Origin of the sequence: Vreelandella azerica (assembly GCF_013112225.1) — a bacterium.
GTDB classification, from domain to species: domain Bacteria; phylum Pseudomonadota; class Gammaproteobacteria; order Pseudomonadales; family Halomonadaceae; genus Vreelandella; species Vreelandella azerica.
Genome location: NZ_JABFHI010000001.1, coordinates 340,797 through 359,891 on the forward strand (window position 1 = coordinate 340,797; position 19,095 = coordinate 359,891).

The 19,095-nt window shown below is 56.7% G+C and carries 13 protein-coding genes and 3 pseudogenes; 11 read left to right on the plus strand and 5 right to left on the minus strand.

Translation table 11 applies throughout. The features are described from left to right. Positions 1 to 141 precede the first annotated feature (141 nt). The 9 genes and pseudogenes from sdhC to sucD all read left to right on the plus strand — a co-directional run bounded on the left by sdhC (position 142) and on the right by sucD (position 11,837). Positions 142 to 519, plus strand: a complete 378-nt coding sequence (gene sdhC, locus HLB35_RS01655) for a succinate dehydrogenase, cytochrome b556 subunit (protein ID WP_171701261.1) — start codon at positions 142 to 144, stop codon at positions 517 to 519. Then, positions 513 to 860 carry a succinate dehydrogenase, hydrophobic membrane anchor protein gene (sdhD, locus tag HLB35_RS01660; protein WP_171701262.1) on the plus strand — a complete coding sequence of 116 codons (348 nt, stop codon included), beginning with the start codon at positions 513 to 515 and terminating at the stop codon, positions 858 to 860. Before sdhC ends, sdhD begins: the two co-directional genes overlap by 7 nt. A 3-nt stretch (positions 861 to 863) precedes the next feature. After that, positions 864 to 2,636: a succinate dehydrogenase flavoprotein subunit gene (gene sdhA, locus HLB35_RS01665; protein WP_171701263.1), complete on the plus strand. Its 1,773-nt coding sequence runs from the start codon at positions 864 to 866 to the stop codon at positions 2,634 to 2,636. 27 nt (positions 2,637 to 2,663) lie between these two features. Beyond that, positions 2,664 to 3,374 (plus strand): succinate dehydrogenase iron-sulfur subunit, encoded by a 711-nt coding sequence (locus tag HLB35_RS01670; protein ID WP_171701264.1) that lies wholly within the window; start codon positions 2,664 to 2,666, stop codon positions 3,372 to 3,374. A 321-nt stretch (positions 3,375 to 3,695) separates the two neighbouring features. After that, positions 3,696 to 6,528 (plus strand): annotated as a pseudogene (locus HLB35_RS01675) (2-oxoglutarate dehydrogenase E1 component). A 38-nt stretch (positions 6,529 to 6,566) separates the two neighbouring features. Further along, the gene (odhB, locus tag HLB35_RS01680; protein ID WP_171701265.1) at positions 6,567 to 8,114 is read left to right on the plus strand and encodes a 2-oxoglutarate dehydrogenase complex dihydrolipoyllysine-residue succinyltransferase; all 1,548 of its coding nucleotides are present in this window, start codon (positions 6,567 to 6,569) and stop codon (positions 8,112 to 8,114) included. A 90-nt stretch (positions 8,115 to 8,204) separates the two neighbouring features. Next, positions 8,205 to 9,644 (plus strand): dihydrolipoyl dehydrogenase, encoded by a 1,440-nt coding sequence (lpdA, locus tag HLB35_RS01685; RefSeq protein WP_171701266.1) that lies wholly within the window; start codon positions 8,205 to 8,207, stop codon positions 9,642 to 9,644. A 154-nt stretch (positions 9,645 to 9,798) separates the two neighbouring features. After that, positions 9,799 to 10,965 carry an ADP-forming succinate--CoA ligase subunit beta gene (sucC, locus tag HLB35_RS01690; RefSeq protein WP_171701267.1) on the plus strand — a complete coding sequence of 389 codons (1,167 nt, stop codon included), beginning with the start codon at positions 9,799 to 9,801 and terminating at the stop codon, positions 10,963 to 10,965. Next, positions 10,965 to 11,837 carry a succinate--CoA ligase subunit alpha gene (gene sucD, locus HLB35_RS01695; protein ID WP_171701268.1) on the plus strand — a complete coding sequence of 291 codons (873 nt, stop codon included), beginning with the start codon at positions 10,965 to 10,967 and terminating at the stop codon, positions 11,835 to 11,837. The genes sucC and sucD overlap by 1 nt, the downstream gene beginning before the upstream one ends. Before the next feature lie 133 nt (positions 11,838 to 11,970). Here the strand turns inward: sucD and HLB35_RS01700 are convergent, their stop codons facing one another. Continuing rightward, positions 11,971 to 13,911: an exoribonuclease II gene (locus tag HLB35_RS01700; protein WP_171701269.1), complete on the minus strand. Its 1,941-nt coding sequence runs from the start codon at positions 13,909 to 13,911 to the stop codon at positions 11,971 to 11,973. Positions 13,912 to 14,093: 182 nt separating this feature from the next. Here HLB35_RS01700 and HLB35_RS01705 point away from each other — a divergent pair, with 182 nt between their 5' ends. Beyond that, on the plus strand, positions 14,094 to 14,891 hold the full coding sequence (locus tag HLB35_RS01705; protein ID WP_171701270.1) for an HAD family hydrolase: 798 nt from the start codon (positions 14,094 to 14,096) through the stop codon (positions 14,889 to 14,891). Positions 14,892 to 14,999: 108 nt separating this feature from the next. Here HLB35_RS01705 and HLB35_RS01710 read toward each other — a convergent pair. The 4 genes and pseudogenes from HLB35_RS01710 to HLB35_RS01725 all read right to left on the minus strand — a co-directional run bounded on the left by HLB35_RS01710 (position 15,000) and on the right by HLB35_RS01725 (position 18,661). Further along, positions 15,000 to 16,075 (minus strand): annotated as a pseudogene (locus tag HLB35_RS01710) (YcjF family protein). Beyond that, positions 16,072 to 17,475: a YcjX family GTP-binding protein gene (locus HLB35_RS01715; RefSeq protein ID WP_171701271.1), complete on the minus strand. Its 1,404-nt coding sequence runs from the start codon at positions 17,473 to 17,475 to the stop codon at positions 16,072 to 16,074. Before HLB35_RS01715 ends, HLB35_RS01710 begins: the two are co-directional and overlap by 4 nt. 27 nt (positions 17,476 to 17,502) lie before the next feature. Beyond that, a complete protein-coding gene (locus HLB35_RS01720) occupies positions 17,503 to 17,703 on the minus strand; it encodes a hypothetical protein (RefSeq protein ID WP_171701272.1) in 201 nt (66 codons plus the stop codon). 86 nt (positions 17,704 to 17,789) lie between these two features. Then, positions 17,790 to 18,661, minus strand: a pseudogene (locus HLB35_RS01725) (D-hexose-6-phosphate mutarotase). Between the two features lie 112 nt (positions 18,662 to 18,773). Here HLB35_RS01725 and HLB35_RS01730 point away from each other — a divergent pair. After that, a complete protein-coding gene (locus tag HLB35_RS01730; protein WP_171701273.1) occupies positions 18,774 to 19,019 on the plus strand; it encodes a GlsB/YeaQ/YmgE family stress response membrane protein in 246 nt (81 codons plus the stop codon). The last annotated feature ends 76 nt before the right edge of the window (positions 19,020 to 19,095 follow it).

Genomic DNA, 19,095 nt, shown 5'->3' on the forward strand with positions numbered 1-19,095 from the left:
TATAATCTGAGTCGCGCGACACCCATGCAGGTAGGTGTTCGTGCCCGACTTGGCAACGGCCGAGCCCCTTCCAGCAACCACTGCCCGCTCGGGCCATGCCCGACCTGTCGCAAAGCGGGCCAAGAGAGTGTGTAAAAAGCCGTGAATAGCAAACGACCCGTAAATTTAGACCTAACTACGATACATTTCCCACTTCCGGCATTGACGTCGATCACACACCGCATTACCGGTGTCATCCTGTTCGTTGGTCTGATCTTTGCCTTTTGGGCGTTGAGTGCATCGCTTTCGTCTCCTGCTGGTTTCGATGCGGTCAGCAGTGCGCTAGCCAATAACTTCCTGGCCAAGCTGATTGCCTGGGGATTATTGTCTGCATTTGCCTTCCATTTTGTTGCCGGCATTAAACACCTGGTAATGGACGCTGATATCGGTGTAACCCTTGAAGGCGGCGAGAAGAAAGCACAGATCACAATTGTGGTCAGCGCTGTATTGATCATTTTGGCAGGAGTCTGGGTATGGTAACCAACATCACAAGTTTTAGCCGCAGTGGTCTTTCTGATTGGCTGATGCAGCGTGTTTCAGCCGTGGTGATGGCGCTTTATGCCGTTTTCCTCGTTGCTTATCTGTTGTTCAATCCAGGGCTTGATTACTACGCCTGGAGCGGTCTATTCGCTCAGACCTGGATGCGTATTTTCTCATTGTTGGCGTTCATTTCCTTGTCGGCGCACGCCTGGGTTGGTCTTTGGACAGTCACAACCGACTACATCAAACCGACCAATGTACGTATTGGTGTCCAGCTGTTCATCATTCTGGCCATCTTCGCCTTTCTGGTGTGGAGCATTCAAATTCTGTGGGGAGCCTGATACATGTCTAACCTTCGTAGCTTGACATACGACGCTATTATTATTGGTGGTGGTGGCTCTGGTCTGCGTGCCGCTCTGGAATTGGCGAAATCGGGCAAAAAGACAGCGGTATTGTCGAAAGTTTTCCCGACCCGTTCTCATACGGTTTCTGCTCAGGGCGGGATTACCTGTGCAATCGCATCCTCAGACCCGGATGATGATTGGCGCTGGCACATGTACGACACCGTCAAGGGCGGCGACTACATCGCTGACCAGGACGCTGCCGAGTACATGTGCTCCGAAGGCCCGAAAGCCGTATTCGAGCTTGAGCATATGGGGCTGCCGTTTTCACGCTTTGATAACGGCCGTATCTATCAGCGCCCGTTTGGCGGCCAATCGAAAAACTTTGGCGAGGGTGGCCAGGCCGCACGTACCTGCGCAGCTGCTGACCGCACGGGCCATGCCTTGTTGCACACGCTTTACCAGAACAACCTCAAGAACAACACGACGTTTTTGAACGAGTGGTATGCGGTAGATCTGGTAAAGAACAGTGATGGCGATGTGGTGGGTTGTATTGCCATGTGCATCGAAACCGGTGAAGTGGTGCAGGTCAAGTCCAAGGCGACCGTGTTGGCAACCGGTGGTGCGGGCCGTATCTATGCATCTACTACTAATGCGCTGATCAACACCGGCGACGGTATCGGTATGGCGCTGCGCGCCGGTTTCCCGATGCAGGATATGGAAATGTGGCAGTTCCACCCGACCGGTATCTATGGTGCGGGCACACTGGTCACCGAGGGTTGCCGTGGTGAAGGTGGTTACCTGATCAACAAGGATGGTGAGCGCTTCATGGAGCGTTATGCTCCAAACGCCAAGGATCTTGCCGGTCGTGACGTGGTTGCCCGTTCCATGGTCATGGAGATCATTGAAGGCCGTGGCTGTGGCGAGAAAGGCGATCACGTCTTCCTGAAGCTTGATCACCTGGGTGAAGATGTACTGGGTAAGCGCTTGCCGGGTATCGTTGAGCTTTCCAAGACGTTTGCTCACGTTGATCCTGCCAAGGATCCGATTCCGGTCGTGCCGACCTGCCACTACATGATGGGCGGTATTCCGACCAATGTGCATGGTCAGGCGATCATGCAGGACGAAAGCGGCAATGACCAGATCGTCAACGGTCTTTACGCCTGTGGCGAAGCAGCCTGTGTATCGGTTCACGGTGCTAACCGTCTGGGCGGTAACTCACTGCTGGATCTGGTGGTATTTGGCCGTGCAGCGGGCATGTTCATTGAAAGCGCGCTGAACGAAGGCATTGAGTATCTGGATGCCAGCGAGTCTGATATCGAGTTCGCGATGAAGCGCATGAGCCGCTGGAATGAGTCTGAAGGTGGCGAGACCGTACCTGCACTGAAGGCTGAACTTCAGGAAATCATGCAGAACTCTTTCGGTGTTTTCCGTGAAGAGAAAAACATGCAGGAAGGGGTTCAGAAGCTAGCTGACCTGCGTAGCCGCATTGATAACGCCTACCTGCCGGACAAGTCGAATGCTTTCAACACCGCTCGTGTCGAAGCGCTTGAGCTTGATAATCTGATGGAAGTAGCAGAAGCAACCGCGATTGCTGCACTGGAGCGTAAGGAAAGCCGTGGCGCCCACTCGCGTTACGATTTCCCTGATCGTGACGACGTCAACTGGCTGAAGCACTCAATGTATTACCCGGCCACTAAAGAACTGAAGAAGCGTGACGTCAACTTCAAGCCAAAGACCGTTGATACGTTCGAACCCAAGGTTCGTACCTACTAATCTCCGCACTGACGAGAGGGAGTCAATATGTCCAATCTACAGGTATCCATATACCGCTATAACCCGGAAACGGACTCCGCACCTTACATGCAGGAATTTCAGGTCGACACCAAGGGGCGGGATCTCATGGTGCTGGACGTCCTGCATATGATGAAAGAGCAGGACAATGGCCTGGCTTTCCGTCGTAGCTGCCGTGAAGGTGTCTGCGGCTCCGATGGCATGAACATGAACGGCAAGAATGGCTTGGCCTGTATTACGCCGCTGTCGGATGTCATCAAGGGCAACAAGCTGACGCTGCGTCCGCTGCCGGGCCTGCCGGTCATCCGTGATATGGTCGTGGACATGGGTCTGTTCTACAAGCAATACGAGCGTATCCAGCCGTATTTGCAGAACGATGAGCCAGCGCCTGCGATCGAGCGTCTGCAGTCACCGGAAGACCGTGACAAACTGGATGGCTTGTACGAGTGTATCCTGTGCGCCTGCTGTTCTACGTCTTGCCCGTCTTTCTGGTGGAACCCGGATAAGTTCGTTGGCCCCGCCGGTCTGCTGCAGTCCTATCGCTTCCTGGCGGACTCGCGCGATAACGCCACGGAGCAGCGTCTGAGCGAATTGGAAGATCCGTTCTCCGTGTTCCGCTGCCGCGGTATCATGAACTGTGTTGCGGTCTGTCCGAAAGGCCTCAACCCTACCCGTGCGATCGGCAAGATCCGCGACATGCTGTTGGCGGATGCCACCTGAGTGTCATAAAAAAGCCTATGCCACTTAAGTTGCGCATCAAAGCCACTTAAATAGTGGCGCTTCAGTTGTTATCATAGGGCAAGTCAGCTGGTGCGGCGGTGAGTCGCACCACTGGCCAGCCAGGTTTAAAAGCCGGTGCTAAAGGTACCGGCTTTTGAGCATGGACTGATCAGAAATTGAAATACGAGTAACAGTAACAGGGTTTCCGGCCATACGCCGGTGCCGCCGGCAAATGTTCCGCCCCGCCGGCAGGGCTATAGCGTTGTCGTCGCATGGTGTGGCGGCACCGATACCACCCCATCAGTGCAGGGTGACCGAGAGATGCAACAAGGCATAATGGAGTTGATGTGGCGTTCTTCGCACGTAAGTGGCGGCAATGTTCACTACGTGGAAGCGCTTTATGAGCAGTACCTCGACGATCCCAATGCTGTCCCTGACGAGTGGCGCGATTACTTTGATTCGCTTCCTCGCCCCGAGGGCAGTGCCTCCCACGATGTACCCTTAAGCCCGATACGTGATCAGTTCTACCAGCTAGGCCGCGAATCGCGTCCAGGCCGTGTCGCTGCGGCGACCGACAATGGTGAGAACAAAAAGCAGGTTAAAGTCCTGCAGTTGATCAACGCCTATCGTTTCCGGGGCCATCAGAAGGCCAATATTGACCCGCTAGGACTGCGAAATCCCACCCCCGTCCCCGATCTTGATCTTTCCTTCCATCAGCTTTCCAAGGCTGATCTGGACGTCGAGTTTCAGACAGGTTCCTTTTTTCTGGGTATCGACAAAGCCCGCTGCGCGACATCGTGGACGCTCTTGAGCGAACCTACTGTCGCTCAATTGGCTGCGAGATCATGCACATTGTCGATACCGAAGAAAAACGCTGGTTGCAGCGTCGCTTTGAGTCGGTGCGCAGTGCCCCCGCTTTCAGTGATGAAACGCGCAAGCATGTATTGGAGCGTCTGACAGCCGCTGAAGGACTGGAAAGTTATCTGGCGTCGAAATACCCGGGTACCAAACGTTTTGGTCTTGAAGGCGGTGAATCTTTCATCCCCATGGTGGATGAGCTGATTCAGCGAGCAGGGGGATACGGCACGAAAGAAGTCGTTATCGGTATGGCCCACCGTGGTCGCCTTAACCTGCTGGTCAATATTCTGGGTAAGAACCCTGCCGACCTGATTGATGAGTTCGACGGCAAGAAGGTTATCGAGCGTGGCTCGGGTGATGTCAAATATCACCAGGGGTTCAGTTCCAATGTGATGTCGCCGGGCGGCGAAGTTCACTTGGCGCTATCATTCAATCCGTCGCACCTTGAAATTGTTTCGCCTGTCGTAGAAGGCTCAGTGCGCGCCCGTCAGGATCGCCGCAACGACTCGACCGGTGAGAAAGTCCTGCCGATCAGCGTGCATGGCGACGCCGCTTTTGCTGGTCAAGGGGTGGTGATGGAGACATTCCAGATGTCCCAGACCCGGGCCTACAAGACGGGCGGCACTGTCCACATCGTCATCAATAACCAGGTGGGCTTCACCACCTCTCATCCGCTGGATGCGCGTTCGACAGAATACTGCACCGATATTGCCAAGATGGTGCAATCGCCGATTTTCCACGTTAACGGCGATGATCCGGATGCTGTCCTGCATGCTACCCAGGTGGCGCTGGATTACCGTCACCAGTTTAAGAAAGACGTGGTGATCGATCTGGTCTGCTACCGTCGCCGCGGGCATAACGAAGCGGATGAACCTTCCGGCACCCAGCCGATGATGTATTCCAAGATCAAGGACCATCCGTCCTCGCGCAGCGTCTATGTCGAACGTCTGATCAAGGAGGGTGTGGTCACCGAGGACGACACCAAGGCGATGATGGAAAAGTATCGTGAAGACCTGATGGCAGGTAATCACGTTGCCAATGCCCTGGTGCAGGAGCCTAATACATCGCTGTTTGTTGACTGGGCGCCCTATATTGGCCATGAGTGGAGTGGCAACGCAGATACGTCTTTCGATATGAAGCGTCTGCAGCGGCTTGCCGCCAAGATGTGCGATATCCCGGATGGTATCGATGTCCAGCGTCAGGTGGCCAAGATCTATCAGGATCGCCGCAAGATGCAGGCCGGTGGTCTGGCTCTTAACTGGGGCTTTGCTGAAACGCTGGCCTACGCCACCCTGCTGGATCAGGGGCATCCGGTGCGTATCACCGGTCAGGACGTGGGGCGGGGTACTTTCTCGCACCGTCATGCGGTGATTCACAACCAGAAAGATGGCAGCACCTACGTGCCGTTGCAGAAAATGGCAGAAGGTCAGCCAGCGTTTACCATTCATGACTCTTACCTGTCTGAAGAAGCCGTACTAGCCTTTGAATATGGCTATGCCACCACAGCGCCCAATGATCTGGTGATTTGGGAAGCGCAGTTTGGTGATTTCTTCAACGGTGCTCAGGTGGTGGTTGATCAGTTCATCTCATCGGGTGAGACCAAGTGGGGGCGTCTGTGTGGCTTGACCATGCTGCTGCCTCATGGCTACGAAGGGCAGGGGCCGGAGCACTCTTCGGCACGTCTTGAGCGCTTCCTGCAAATGTGTGCCGAGCACAACATGCAGGTGTGTGTGCCCACCACGCCGGCACAGATCTTCCATCTTTTGCGCCGTCAGGTGATCCGCCCGCTGCGTAAGCCACTGGTGGTCATGTCGCCAAAATCGCTGCTACGCCATAAGGAAGCCACCTCCAGTCTTGAAGATCTGGCGAATGGCAAGTTCCAGATGGTGTTACCGGATCAGGCGGGTCTGGACACTGAGAAGGTCAAGCGCGTTATCCTGTGTTCTGGCAAGGTCTATTACGATCTGGCTGCCTGGCGCAGTGAAAATGAACGCCAGGATACGGCTATTGTGCGTCTTGAGCAGCTGTATCCGTTCCCGAAAGAAGAGCTGCTGGAAGCGCTTCAGGTGTATGCGGGGATTGAAGATATTGTCTGGTGCCAAGAAGAGCCACTCAACCAGGGGGCTTGGTATTCCAGCCAGCACCATATGCGTGCCGTTGCTGAGATGCTTAAGGAAGGTCTGGGGGCAAGTTGAAGTTTGCTGGACGTCCCGCATCTGCTGCACCTGCGGCAGGCTATATGTCCGTTCACACTGAACAGCAACGCCAGCTGGTGGAAGACGCTTTCAACGAATAAGCGCCCACTGGGTTCAAAGCAATTAAAAGGGAAACGAAATGGCTACTGAGATCAAAGCGCCAACCTTTCCAGAGTCTGTTGCCGAAGGTACGGTGGCAGCATGGCATAAGAAGCCGGGCGATAGCGTCGAACGTGACGAACTGATTGTTGAAATTGAAACCGACAAAGTCGTTCTGGAAGTGGTGGCACCGGAAGCCGGCACCTTGAGTGATGTAATGGTTGAAGAGGGTGATACCGTTGCCTCCGAACAGGTGCTGGGCACGCTGGGTGAGGGGAGTGCCAAGCAGGCATCTGGCGCTGCAAGTGCTGAGAAAGGTTCTGAGAAAAAGCAGGATGCATCAAGCGCGCCTGCCAAGTCTGAAGCCTCAGGTGGAAAGGCTCATGACGTCAAAGCCCCTACATTCCCTGAGTCCATTCAGGAAGGTACGGTTGCCAGCTGGACTAAGAAAGTAGGTGAAGCAGTTAAGCGTGATGAGGTTTTGGCTGAAATCGAAACCGACAAGGTTGTGCTGGAAGTGGTAGCACCGGCCGATGGCGCTCTGAGCGAAATCAAAGCTGAAGAAGGCAGCCAGGTAGAATCAGAAGCTGTACTGGCTGTTTTCGTGGAAGGTGCTGGTGGTGACGATGGCGAGCAAGCGGCTGCACCGGCAAGCACTGGCAGCAATGACGAAAGCGCTGATGAAACAGTCGGCGACAAGATTCTCGCTCCTGCAGCGCGTAAGATGGTTGCCGAGCACGACCTGGATGTCAGTAAGATTACAGGCACTGGCAAAGGTGGTCGTATCCTGAAGGAAGACGTTCAAAAAGCCGTCAAGGATGGCTCCGCCAAGAAAGCGGCCAAGCCAGCGCCGTCCAAGGCCGCAGCGCCTGCGGTGGAAGAAGGCGAGCGTCCCGAGAAGCGCGTTCCCATGAGTCGTTTGCGCCAGACCATCGCCAAGCGTCTGGTTCAGGCACAGCAAACCGCGGCCATGCTGACGACGTATAACGAAGTGGACATGACCGAAATCATGGCCCTGCGTGCCCAATACAAGGAAACCTTCCAGAAGACCCATGATATCAAGCTGGGCTTTATGGGCTTCTTCGTGAAAGCTGCGTCTGAAGCGCTCAAGCGTTTCCCGGACGTCAATGCCTCTATTGACGGCACCGACATTGTCTACCACGGTTACCAGGATATCGGCGTGGCGGTGTCCACCGACCGTGGTTTGGTTGTGCCGGTTCTGCGCGATACCGACAGCATGAAAATTGCCGATGTTGAGCGTAACATTGCTGATTTCGGTAAGCGTGGCCGCGATGGCAAGTTGGGCATGGACGATATGATCGGGGGTACGTTTACCATCACTAACGGCGGTACCTTTGGTTCACTGATGTCGACGCCGATCATCAATCCGCCGCAGACCGCGATTCTGGGTATGCACAAGATCCAGGATCGCCCGATGGCGGTGAACGGCAAAGTGGAAATTCGCCCGATGATGTATCTGGCCGTTTCCTACGATCACCGCATGATCGACGGTAAGGATGCAGTCCAGTTTCTGGTGACCATCAAAGAGCTGCTGGAAGACCCTGCACGCTTGTTGCTGGACGTGTAAGTCTCGCCACAAACGAACACGCATTCACGTTCAATTGCACTCCGCCTCCAGCCCCATAAGGGCGGAGGCAACCAAGCTAAAGGAGCCAACATGGCTGATAAGTTTGATGTGATCGTAATCGGTGCCGGCCCCGGTGGTTATGTGGCCGCCATTCGTGCAGCACAGCTCGGGCTCAAGACGGCCTGTGTCGAAAAGTGGGTTGGCAAGGAAGGTAATGTTGTCCACGGTGGCACCTGCCTGAACGTTGGCTGTATTCCTTCCAAGGCCCTGCTGGAAGCCTCACACAAGTTCGTTGAAGCCAAGCACGATTTCGACGATCTGGGCATCCAGGCGGGCGACGTCTCCATGGACGTCAAGAAGATGATGGCCCGCAAGGACAAGATCGTTAAGAACCTGACTGGCGGTATTTCCGGCTTGTTCAAAGCTAACGGTGTCACCTCCATCGAAGGCACAGGCAAAGTGGCTTCCGGCAAGCAGGTTGAAGTGACCGGCCATGACGGCAAGACCACGACTTATGATGCGGATAACATTATTATCGCTGCGGGTTCTGTACCGATTGAGATTCCGCCTACGCCGCTGGTTGAAGGCATGGTCGTCGATTCAACAGGCGCGCTGGAGTTTCAGGAAACGCCCAAGCGTCTTGGCGTCATTGGCGCAGGCATTATCGGCCTGGAGTTAGGTAGTGTCTGGAACCGTTTGGGTTCTGAAGTCACCGTGCTTGAAGCCATGGATGATTTCCTGCCGATGGTAGATGCCTCCATCGCCAAGGAAACCCAGAAGATCCTCAAGAAACAGGGCCTGGATATCAAGCTTAATGCCCGGGTAACAGGTTCTGAAGTCAAGGGCGATGAAGTGGTGGTGAAATACACCGATGCCAACGGCGAGCAGGAAACAACCTTCGACAAGTTGATTGTCTGCGTGGGTCGTCGCCCCTATACCAAGGGCGTCATTGCTGACGGTGTCAGCATTGAACTGGATGAGCGCGGCTTTATCTTCGTTGATGACCAGTGCCGTACCAACCTTCCCGGTGTTTATGCGGTCGGTGACTGTGTGCGTGGCCCTATGCTGGCACACAAGGCATCCGAAGAAGGCATCATGGTGGCGGATATCATCGCTGGCCACAAAGCTGAGATGAACTACGACACTATTCCTAACGTGGTCTATACCTTCCCGGAAGTCGCATGGGTAGGTATTACCGAACAGGAAGCCAAGGCCAAGGGGATTGATGTTAAAGTCGGCGCTTTCCCATTTGCTGCCAGTGGTCGTGCCATGGCCAATAATGCAACGGAAGGCACCGCCAAGATCATTGCCGATGCTGAAACAGACCGCATTCTGGGCATGCATATCGTCGGCCAGCACGCCGGTGAAATGATTGCTCAAGGTGTGATCGCTATGGAATTTGGTTCCAGCGCTGAAGATCTGGCCCTGACCTGTTATGCCCACCCGACCATGTCGGAAGCCGTTCATGAAGCAGCACTTGCTGTCGATGGCCATGCCATCCATATGGCTAACCGCAAGAAGCGTAAATAAGCTGGGTAATCTATAAAAAAGCGCCACCGCAAGGTGGCGCAACGCTTTCGGCCATGCCGACTTGTTATAAAGACGGCAGGAACCGCAAGCACGGGGATGGTAATCACTGACGTTTGCCATCGTTCGAGTCACATGCAACCAATGGCATGAATCGATGAATCTTCACGAGTATCAAGGCAAGCAGCTGTTTGCCGATTATGGTTTACCTGTATCCAAGGGCTTTGCCGTGGATACGCCAGAAGAAGCCGAAGAAGCGTGTAAAAAGATCGGCGGCGATATGTGGGTTGTTAAGGCCCAGGTTCACGCAGGCGGCCGTGGTAAGGCTGGCGGCGTTAAGCTGATCAAGGATCCCGCTGAAGCCAAGACCTTCGCCGAGCATTGGCTTGGTAAGAACCTGGTGACCTACCAGACAGACGAAAACGGTCAGCCGGTTGCCAAGATTCTGGTTGAGACTTGCACGGATATCGCCGATGAGCTTTATCTGGGTGCGGTAGTTGACCGTACTACCCGCCGCGTTGTCTTTATGGCATCGACCGAAGGCGGTGTTGAAATCGAGACCGTCGCTGAAGAAACGCCGGAGAAGATTCTCAAGGCCGAGATTGATCCGCTGGTCGGCGCCCAGCCGTACCAGGCGCGTGAGCTGGCCTTTGCGCTGGGTCTGAACGGTGACCAGGTCAAGCAGTTCACCAAGATTTTCCTGGGGCTTTCCAAGCTGTTCCATGACAAGGATCTGGCGCTTCTGGAAATCAACCCGCTGGTCATCACCGATGAAGGCAACCTGCACTGCCTCGACGCCAAACTTGGCCTTGATAGCAATGCGCTTTACCGTCATCCGGACCTGCAGGCTATGCGTGACCCGTCTCAGGAAGACGAGCGTGAAGCGGATGCCGCCAAGTGGGAGCTGAACTACGTAGCACTCGACGGTAACATCGGTTGCATGGTCAATGGCGCTGGCTTGGCCATGGGCACCATGGATATTGTCAACCTTAACGGTGGCAAACCAGCCAACTTCCTCGATGTGGGCGGTGGCGCTACCAAGGAACGCGTTGCAGAAGCGTTCAAGATTATCCTGTCTGACGACAACGTCAATGCCGTGCTGGTTAACATCTTCGGCGGTATCGTACGTTGCGACATGATTGCTGAAGGCATTATCGGTGCCGTTGAGCAAGTCGGTGTTAACGTACCGGTGGTCGTACGTCTGGAAGGTAACAACGCCGAACTGGGTGCGGAAAAACTCGCCTCCAGTGGTCTCAACATCATCGCGGCTACCAGTCTGACCGACGCGGCTCAGCAGGTCGTTAAAGCGGCGGAGGGCAAGTAATGAGCATCCTGATCGATAAGAACACCAAGGTCATCTGCCAGGGTTTCACCGGTGGCCAGGGCACGTTCCACTCCGAACAGGCGATTGCCTACGGTACGCAGATGGTCGGCGGTGTTACGCCGGGCAAAGGCGGCCAGGAGCACCTCGGCCTGCCCGTTTTCAACACCGTGAAAGAAGCGGTCGAGAAAACCGGCGCGGAAGCTAGCGTTATCTATGTACCGGCACCTTTCTGCAAGGATTCCATCCTTGAAGCGGCCAATGCGGGTATCAAGCTGATCGTCTGTATCACTGAAGGCATTGCCACGCTGGATATGCTGGAAGCCAAAGTGAAGTGTGACGAGCTGGGCGTACGCCTGATTGGCCCGAACTGCCCGGGTGTTATCACCCCGGGTGAATGCAAGATCGGCATCATGCCGGGTCACATTCACCAGCCAGGCAAGGTGGGTATCGTGTCGCGTTCAGGCACTTTGACCTACGAAGCCGTCAAGCAGACGACTGACCACGGTTTCGGCCAGTCTACCTGCGTCGGTATCGGTGGTGACCCGATCCCGGGCTCCAACTTCATTGATATTCTCGAAATGTTCGAGAATGATCCGAAGACTGAAGCAATTGTAATGATCGGCGAAATCGGCGGCACCGCCGAAGAAGAAGCCGCGGCCTACATCAAGGCCAACGTTTCCAAACCAGTGGTTTCCTACATTGCCGGTGTAACAGCCCCTCCCGGTAAGCGTATGGGTCACGCAGGCGCTATCATCTCTGGCGGTAAAGGTACCGCTGATGAGAAGTTTGCTGCCCTGGAAGATGCTGGTGTCAAAACCGTGCGTTCTCTGGCTGAAATCGGCGACGCGCTGAAAGAAGTCACCGGTTGGTAAGACGCTGCAGTGCAGTGGCTTGTAAAAGCACAAAAAGAGCACCTTCGGGTGCTCTTTTTTATTGCGCAATAAAAAACGGCGCTTAAAAAAGCGCCGTTTGCGGAGTGCCTACCGTTGTCTCTAGGCGTTGATGCTAGACAACTGGCCGGGCGACCAGTGAACGGGTTTCCTCACGGGCTTCGGTCAGCGCCACGCGCAGGCTATCGCCCAGTTTGTAGCGTTCTTCGCCTTCAATCTGAATGCGACCTTCCTTGTCATCAATCACTACCTTGTTGCGATCGCTGTGCATCAAGGGCGCTGGAACAAAAGCAGTGGCGCCATTTTCCAGCAGGCGTACCCGCATGCCACCGCGGTTGATAGCCATTACTTCGGCATCAAAGGCGTCTTGGTTCTCGGCGGCAGGCGTCAGGTAGCGTACATACAGCCAATCCTTGACGTCACGCTCAGCCATACGATTCAGGCGACGGCGCTCGGTGAGCTGCTCGGTAAGCTGCTGGCTAGCTTCCGCCGGGGCCTGTTCCCCCTTGAGAATGCGTTTGATCAGGCGGTGGTTGACCATATCACCGTATTTGCGAATCGGTGACGTCCAAGTGGCATAGGCATTCAGGCCCAGGCCAAAGTGTGGGCCAGGCTGGGCTGACATGCTGGTAAAGCCCTGAAAGCGACGCAGGCGCGCGTCCAGCCAGGCATCGTCACGGCTTTCTAGTGCCCGCTTGAGGTCCTTGTAGTGGGCCAGTTCAAGCAGCGCTTCGCGAGCGACTTCAATATCCTGCCCGGCCAGAAACTCTTGAGCCGCCTCGGCCTTGTCTGGTTCAAAGGCACGGTGGACGTTAAAGATGCCATGGCCGATATGCTTGGCCAGATAATCAGCGCAGCAGGCGTTGGCCACGATCATCGATTCCTCGATCATGCGGTTGGCGATGCGGCGCTCTTCGGTACGAATTCCCAGCACATTACCTGCATCGTCCAGGTCGAAGACATAATCCGGACGATCCTTGAATACCAAGGCATGCTCGTTACGCCAGGCGGTGCGCGCTTCAGTCAGCGCCTGCAGCGCCTTGAGCTGTTCGGCAATGTTGTCGGCTGGTGCCCAGTCGCCCTGACCTTCAATCCAGTCTGAGACACGGTCATAGGCCAGCTTGGCGTGCGACATGACGTTGGCGGCAAAGAAGCGGTATTCGCCCAGGCTGCCATCGGCGTTAATGTCCAGGGTGCAGGCCAGGGCAGAGCGCTCCTGACCTTCCCATAGCGAGCAGAGATCATCCGCCAGCTGCTCAGGCAGCATGGTGACGTTCTGACCCGGCAGGTAGACAGTAAAGGCGCGCGTGCGCGCTTCGAGATCAGCGGCATGGCCTTCTTCGACGTAAGCGGTTGGGTCGGCAATGGCCACGCTCAGGCGCCAGCCGCCGCTTTCCAGGGTTTCGACATGCAGGGCGTCATCCATATCCCGGGTCTTTTCACCGTCAATGGTGAAAAACGGCCAGGCGGTCAGGTCCTCGCGGGTCAAGCCCTCATCCAGCAACGGCCAGTCGGTGCCAGCATCCGGGCATTCCTGTTCCAGCGCATGGCGGGCCAGGGTGACTCGCCATGGCACGGCCGGGTCATCTGACTTGGCCACCAGTTCGTCAACCTGGGCAAAAAAGCCTCGGTCGTTCTCTTTCAGCGGGTGGCGCACCAGGCGAGCAACCACCCAGTCGCCGTCTGCGATGCTGGCTTCATCCAGGCTGTTCTTGATCCGCGCCTTGAGCACATTGCGGATGGACGGGTGATCAGGAACCACCGCCAATCGCCCCTCACGCTTTTGCACGCGGGCAATAAAACGGTCGAGTCCGGCTTCAAGCAGTTTTTCCGGTTCGACAGATTTCTTGTCACCATTTTCATGGATAACGGCTTCAACGCGGTCGCCATGCAGGACCTGCTTCATGGCGGGCGGCGGGACGAAATAGGATTCACCCGCGTCGGTTTCCAGAAAGCCAAAGCCTTTTTCAGTGGCCTTGATAACGCCTTCCGCGCGCGGGGTGGTGTCACGAATCTGTTGCTTGAGTTGGGCAAGTACCGAATTATTTTGCAGCATGAGGTCAATCAGTTGGCAAGAGTAGGGGTGCCACTATACGGATTCCCACCCGCTACGCCAATCACCACGCTGACAGAAGGCGCGCGTTTGCTTAACATCAATGCTTTAGCGTCGCCTCAGTGAATCGGTTAAACTACCGAAGGCGCAGGCTAGCCTATTGGCTTTCAAACGAGGAGGGTGTGATGACCGCGCGGCTGATTGTTTCTGACCTGGACGGGACGTTGTTAGGCAGCGACCATCGCTTGCACGCAAGCACTGTCAAGGTGTTCCGTTTGCTGGCTGAACAAGGGCACCATATTGCCTTGGCATCCGGGCGCCACTACCACGATATGCGGGTGTTTCGCGATCAACTGGATATCCCCGTTCACCTTATCAGCACCAATGGCGCCTATACCCATAACCCTGAAGGCCAATTGCTGAATGCCAGCTATCTTGAGCCTGACCATGCGCAAACGTTGATCCAGCTGCCTCGCCCACCTGAGGTGCGGCTGAGCCTGTACCGTGAAAGTGGCTGGCATGTGGATGCACCCGCACCGCACCTGTTATCGATTCACGCCACCACCGGCTTTACCTATCAGGTAGTGCCGCCGGAACAGATGGATGCCAATGGGGTAGGCAAGGTGCTGTATCTGGGCGACCCGGCAGCACTGGCGGAACTGGAAACCCAGGCTCATCAAGCCCATGGGCAGGGGCTACACATTACCTACTCCACCACCGATGCTCTGGAAATCATGGCCGGTGGCGTCAATAAAGGGGTGGCGTTAACGGCCCTGCTGGAAAAGCTGGGCCTGACAGCGCCAGATTGCCTGGCGTTTGGCGACAACCTTAATGATATCGAGATGCTCAACCTGGCCGGTGAAGCCCAGGTAATGGCCAATGCCCACCCGGCGCTGTTTGAGCGGGTTGCGGGCGCGCGACGTATCGGTCATCACAACGATGCGGGTGTTGCCCAGTGGCTAACAAAACGCTTTGCCCTGTAAGCCGTAAGCGCAAACGCTTGATACAATATTGTGATGTTGCGCATTCATGATGCAGGGCCAGGCATCCCGAAAGACCAGCTTTCCCGAGTGTTTTCACCCTTTGTCCGCCTAGGTACTGCGCTGGGTATCGAGGCGGCGGATCTGGCGCCATAGATCCTGGCGGAGGTCTGCCATGCGCGGTTGCTGCTCAGGGGTAAAGACCAGCGGGCGGCACAGCCGCTGGGCTCTCAGCCCCAGCCGAGCGCTCAGCAAGCCGGTGGCCAAGCCCTGGCTGGCGCGCGCGGAAATGCGCCCGGCCACATCCAGAGACAGCATATCCATACCGGCATCGGTGGCAAGTTCGCTGGCACCGGCAAAGGCCATCTGATAAAGCACGCTGCGAAATAGCCTCAGGCGGCTGATAAAACTCAGCTCCAGGCCGTAAAGGCGGCAGAGGCGGTTGATCATCGCCAAGCTGCGCCAGGCGACCAGCGCCATATCCACCAAGGTTAACGGGCTGACAGCCACCATGATGGCGGTTTCCCCGGACATACGCGAAATCAGCCGCTGGGCTTCCCGGTCACGGGGGCCAGCAGATGGTAATCGAGCAGGGTCATGATGTCTGCGCTGCTGTGATGCGGCTGGCTGGCATGTTGAAAGGCTTGCCAGTGCGGGTCGTCGTCACTGAGCTTCAGCTGACGGCGCAGGGCGTCGGCTTGCTGTATGGCCTGCTTGGGGGAGCGCAGGGGAAGTTCCGCCAGTGCTTCACGTAGCTTGTCGTGGTGCTTCAGGCGCTTGAGGCGCGCTACTTCACGCAGAAGCGCAGCGGCGCCGATACCCATCAAACCCAGCCCGAAGAGCTGCCAAGCGGCATCCAGCCAGCGGGTTTGCTCAAAAGCGGCGGGGATGCCCGTCACTAGCTCTGCAGACCCTAAACCGACCACGCCAGCCAGTGAAAATATCAAGCCCCAGCGGCGTTTGCGCGGCGGATACAGGGTTCCTTCGGGCAAGGCCTTGTGGTCTGCCGGTGCGGGTTCCAGCGGCTGGTGGGCGGTCTGGGTATCAAAGCGTCGGGTGCCGCGCAGGGCATCTTCGGTTTCATTGTCTTGGGGCTTCGCGCTGCCGGCTAGGGTGTCATCGAGTGAAAAGTGACGTCGCGGGCGAGGCTTGGCTTCGGTGCTGTTGTCAGTCGGGCGGTCGGTCATGCGAGCTTGTCTCCCAGTAACCAGTCAATGGCGGCATCCATGCGGATGTGGGCCAGTGCTTCATGGGATGAGCCCATGGGACGAAAATGCGGAAAGTCAAAACCCTGTTGCTGCCAGAAGTGCTCATCCGGCAGGCGAGCCGGTACATCGCCGGGGTAAATAAGCACTTCTTCGCCCTCCAGCGTGGTGCCGTAAAGGGCGGCCAGGCGCTGGCCCTGTTGATTGACCTCGCGGGCCTGGGTGGCACGAATCGCCGCAAGCGACAGCGCCTTGACCGGAATATCGGCAAAGCGCAGGTCTTTGAGCGGCTCGGCCAGCAGCCCTTCCAGCAGGCGTACCAGATTACCGTGCTGATCCGGTGTGACATGGTCTGCTTTGGTGGCGGCAATGGCGAGCCGGTCAATGCGCGGCGAAAACAGCCGGGTCAGCAGGCTGCGCTGGCCGTAGTCAAAGCTATGCATCAGCTGTTGCAGCGCCCGTGACAGGTCTTCAAACCGCTCAGGGCCGGCATTCAGCGCGCCGAGCACGTCGACCAGCACGATCTGGCGGTCAAAGCGGCGGAAATGGTCGCGGTAAAAGGGTTTGACGATATGTTGCTGATAATAGCGGAACCGCTTGGCCAGGGTGGCATAAACGCTGTTTTCAGGCAGTGCCTGGCGCTGTTCGGTCGATAGTTCAATATCCGGCAAGGGAAAGAACTGCAGTACCGGCGCTCCGTCAAGTTCCCCGGGTAACAGGAAGCGCCCTGGTTGAAGGTCAGAAAAGCCGGCCTGTTTGGCCTGTTTCAGGCCATCAGCGTAGGCCGCTGCCAAGTCAGCGAGCTGTGCTTCATCCGCCTCAGCGGCGGGGTCAAGCTGTTCGACGCCGGTTTGCCAAGCGCTGAACAGCGCCTGGCGATGCACGCCGTTGTGCTGGGTCTGCGCCTGGCACCAGCTGTCGAAATCATGGGCCAGCATGGGCAGGTCGAGCAGCCATTCACCCGGGTAGTCAAATAGATCCAGGGTCAGATGGCTGAATTCCGGCGTTAACCAGCCGCGCTGGGCAGGGCGATAGCGCAACTGCAGACGCAGCTCGCTGATGCCGCGCGTCGGCTCCGGCCAGCGCGGCGGTTTGGCGTTGAGCGCACTCAGGGCCGCATCGTAAGGAAAGCGCGGGACGCCCAGATCCGGCTGGGTCAAGCGTTGAGCGCCGAGCAGACGACCCTCACGTGCTGCTGGCAAGAGGTCGAGTTGCGCTTCAAGCCCGGCATGGCGCAGCTGATTGACCAAAGAGGTCAGAAAAGCGGTTTTCCCTGCCTGGGAAAGCCCGGTGACGGCCAGCCTGAGCTGCCGGTCACGGGTGCGTTCCATCAGGTTGGTGAGTTCCCGGCTCAGGCGTTCAGTGTTGAACGGTGATTGCATCTGGCGTGGCTCCTCTGGAAGACGCCGCTATGCGCCACTTTGGCGCAGCATCTGCACCAACTGGTAAAACATCGGCAGGGTCGCTATCTGAAAACCAATCACGGCAATCACATAGCCGGGCCAGCGGCGGGTCATCTTCTGCGCCAGGGTCAGCCCGACCAGGCAAACCACCATGCCGAGCAGATTGAAAACCAGCGTCGCGGCTTCAAGCCAGTACTGAGGGTTCATGGATAAGCGTTCCTTGTTGGCCAAAAGTGATCAAAGATCAAGGTGATGTTAAGCCTGCTTGAGTGAACAGCAGGTGAACGGCGGCGCTAGGCACGACTGATAGTGGTACCCAGGATGTGCTGGGCGTCCGGTACCAGCCAGACCGGGTCGAGCCGGGTATTGGCGGCTTCCACGCATAAAAAGTGCTCGGCGGCCTCTGCCGGAGTATCACCGGGTAATTCGCTGCCAGGGTGCCATACCACGGTCGAATCGCTGTCGTGTTTGGCAATCCGCAGTTGGCGGTTGCCGTCATCCAGAATGACCGCCGCGTTGCTATGGTAGATGCGGTCGATAGGGCCGCGAATCGCCAGGGTGCCTTGCTGCTCGTCTTCGGCGAAGCCGCGGCGCTTATCGAGATAGCGCGCACCGGCCAACCCTTCAAGACGGCATTGCTGAATCTGATCAACCGCCAGATAGCTGTGCAGGGCGGCACTGATCTTTACCGGAGCGGTGCCGCAGTTCTCACTGATCAGTTCGACGTGCAGGCGCTGGGCGTTGGCCTGAATGACGACGCGGACGTTTAGCTGGCTATGCAGGCGATCTTGTGGCGAAAGATGAGCTTCAATACCTTCTTCGTGCTCGTCAACTGCCTCCAGATGCCACAACGCATGGCGGGCCAGGCCGTGGAAGGGGCCGCTGCGGTCATCGCTTTCATCGGCATAGCGCTCGTCGCCAAACCACGGCCAGCACAAGGGGATGCCGCCGCGCAGTGCACCGGGCAGTGCTTGGGGGTAGGCGTCATCCATAGCCAGGGCGCGGCATCATCGGCCGGTTGAAAGTGCACCACCTGGGCACCCTGCAGGGCAATGGCAAGCTCACCCCAGGGCTGGTTGAAGAGCACCAGTTCACGCTCCTGCCAGATAACCGTCTGCTGGCCTTGGGTAGCCTTTATCAAATGGCGAAGCGAATCGGGAATCATCAGTTATCTTGCTCCTGTGTGCTCGGGCGACAGTGTCGAGGGATATGCTATGGTAGAACATGCGGGTGATACAGGTAAAATTCCACACAAATGATAAGGCTAGGAGTCTGATATGGGCTTGATTGCATGGTTGATAATTGGCGGGCTGGCAGGCTGGATTGCCGGTAATATTATGCGCGGCGGCGGCTTCGGTATCCTGGGCAATATCGGGGTGGGCATTGTCGGGGGCGTATTGGGTGGTTTTCTGTTTGGTTTGCTGGGGCTGAAAGCGGGTGGTTTTATTGGTTCCCTGGTCACCGCGATTGTCGGTGCTGTGGTGTTACTCTGGATAATCAGCAAGGTCAAGGAATCGGGCTGAGCAGGCGTATCCTTCCAGCGCAACGCGTTAATTCCGCCCGGCCATGCCGGGCGGAGGTGTTTTTGCCCTTGGCGTG